This window comes from Micromonospora deserti (assembly GCF_003236335.1).
In the GTDB taxonomy this organism is placed as follows: Bacteria; Actinomycetota; Actinomycetes; order Mycobacteriales; family Micromonosporaceae; genus Micromonospora; species Micromonospora deserti.
Window position 1 is genome coordinate 1 of record NZ_POUB01000445.1, and the last position, 2,792, is coordinate 2,792.

The 2,792-nt window shown below is 71.2% G+C and carries 2 protein-coding genes; both read left to right on the plus strand.

The window, feature by feature from the left end:
- A partial coding sequence (locus tag C1I99_RS30915; protein ID WP_199562458.1) for an AfsR/SARP family transcriptional regulator occupies positions 1-1,793 on the plus strand: 1,793 nt, incomplete at its 5' end.
- Positions 1,790-2,701 (plus strand): DUF2637 domain-containing protein, encoded by a 912-nt coding sequence (locus C1I99_RS30920; RefSeq protein WP_111137677.1) that lies wholly within the window; start codon positions 1,790-1,792, stop codon positions 2,699-2,701. The genes C1I99_RS30915 and C1I99_RS30920, both read left to right, overlap by 4 nt.
- Positions 2,702-2,792 lie beyond the last annotated feature (91 nt).

Genomic DNA, 2,792 nt, shown 5'->3' on the forward strand with positions numbered 1-2,792 from the left:
ACACCGACCCATCCGACGACCAGCCGACCGACGAGGCCGGAATCACGCTGCCAGCGCAGGGCTGGATCAGCCTCGGCCTGGCCGCCGCCATCGCCGCCGTGGCCGCTCTGCTACGCCTGCAAAGACGCCGCCGCGCCCGGCTGACCTTCCCCGCATCGGTCAGCACCGCGCCGCAACGCTCCCCAATGCCGCCGTCTCTGGCCCCCGTCGACATCATCGGCAGCCGCCACCTCGGCCCCAGCAGCGACCACCGCCCCGCCAGCCCTCCCGTTGCGGCACCGATCGGCGTCAACTCGGACGGCACCGAGATAAGCCTGTTCCACCTGCCCGGTCCCGGCGTCGCCCTGCACGGCGACGGAGCCATACCAGCGGCCCGCGCCATCCTCGCGTCCGTCCTGACCAGCGGCGCGGTCGAGACAGCCACCGCCGGCCCGGTTGTGGTCACCACCGCCGACCTACTCGCCCGGCTCCTGCCCGAGGACGCCCCGGCGGTCGGGCTGGACCCCGACGGCACCGCCTACGACGGGGAACGCCTCATCGTGCTCGCCGACATCGCGGCGGCGATCACCCACGCCGAGGAGGAGATGATCGGCCGTCGCCGGCTGCTGGACACCTTCGACGCCGAGACGATCACCGACCTCAACGCCCGCACCGACCACGCCGAGACCCAGCCGCCGTACGTGCTGCTCATCGACTCCAGCCCACGGCACGCCGCCCGCCTCCAAGCCGTCGCCACCCACCGCGCCGCCCTGAACCTGCACCCCGTCATCCTCGGCCAGCACGACGGCATCCCCACCATCGAGATCAGCGCCGAGGGCACCGCAACCGGCAATGAACCATATTCGGTGGGACGGCTGTCCACCCTCGGCGCGGACGACCTCGCCGCCATCCTCTCCATGCTCACCGACGCGATAGCCCGTCCCGAGGCCGGTACTGACGTCGACGACCCGCCCGCCGAGATCCCGCCGGCCGCGGTGACCGTCGAGACGAACGAGGCCGTACCGGTCCAGCCCGACGACTCGGCGGCCCTGGTCCTCCTCCGGGTGCTCGGCCCGGTCACCGTCGCCACCGACGCCGGTCCGATCGCCACCGGAATGCGCAGCGGCTCCTACACCGCGCTCGCCGTCCTCGCCGCCCACCCCGCCGGCCGCACCCTCGACCAGCTCGCCGCCGACCTGCACCCCAACGCCGACCCGGCCGCCGCCGTCAAACGCGTACGAACGGACATCACCTCCGCCCGGCGGGTGCTGCGCGCCGCCACCGGCCATGAGGAGCCCATGTTCATCGTCTACGACCCGGCCACCGGCCGATACCAGCTCGACTCGCAGACCGTCACGGTGGACCTCTGGCAGATGCTCACCGCCATCGACCAAGCCACCACCACCGACGACGAAGCGGCGATGCTCACCGCGCTACGCCGGGCCACGGAGCTGTACGCAGGTGACTTCGCCGAAGGCCACGACCACACCTGGGCCACCGACTACGCCACCAGCTACCGCCATCAGATCCTCACCGCATACGCCCGCATCGCCGAGATCCTCGAACCCGACCACCCCGACCATGCGGTTGCCGCCCTCGAACGCGCCGCCGACCTCGACCCCGTCAACGAGGAGCTGTACCAGCGGATCATGCGCATCCATGGCCGACAGCAGCGACCCGACGCCGTCCGGCGCACCCTGCGCCGCCTGGAGGAACGTCTCGCGGACCTCGGCGACGCCGAACCGTCCCAGGCCACCCGCCGCGTCGCCGAGCGCCAGCTCCGACCCGTCGCCGCTGGTGGAGGACGGCCGTGAACCACCGCCAGCTCCAACGGATGCAATGGGCAGTGCGGGCCACACTGGTCCTCGGCGTGGCCGCCTCGGTCACCGCGAACATCCTGCACGCCCAGCCAAACCCGATCTCCCAGACCATCGCGGCGTGGCCGCCCCTGGCCCTCCTGATCACCGTCGAGCTGGTCACCCGCATACCCGTGTACCGCCGTGCGCTCGGCGTCATCCGGATCGTCGCCGCCTCGGCCATTGCCGCCATCGCCGCCTGGATCAGCTACCACCACATGGTCGGAGTCGTCGCACGGTACGGCGAAGCCGGCACCGTCCCCTACCTCCTGCCGCTCTCGGTGGACGGGCTGATCATCGTCGCGTCGGTATCGCTCGTGGAACTCGCCGCCCGCCGCCGCGAATCCGAACACCCGCCGCACGTCGTAGCGGCGGAGACCCCACCGGCACCATCTCCAGGCCAGCCCATCGAATCGACACCCGTCCAGGCCATACCCGGGATCAGAGACACTAGGCCAACCGGTCAGAGTCCACTGTCCGAACCTCCTTCCCTTGCTACCGATGCCGACGGGTCGGCCCACGGCGGGACTCTTGACGCTGCCGACCACCGGGACGACGATCAGGAAGCGGACGGCAGCGAGACTGGTGGTGACCTTGACACGGAACCTGACGATGACGACCCATCCGACGAGACCGACGACATCGACGTCGACCTCGCCCCGGACCTGGTGCCGCTACTGCCCGCCGCCCGCGCGGCCCGTGACGAGCTGACCCGCGAAGGTCACACCGTCAGCCGGGATGCCCTTGCCCGACGGCTACGCCAGAACGGCCACTCGATCCGCAACAGCGCCGTCTCACAACTGCTCGCCACGTTGCGCCAGGAGACACAACCGGTCAACGGCACCCGGCCAACGGCATCGGTATAACGTGCCGACGTCAGCTCACCGCAGGATCAGACACGCGAGGAGGCCACACGTGGCCGAGCCTGCCGAGCGGCCAGCGCCGCCCGCCCGCCCC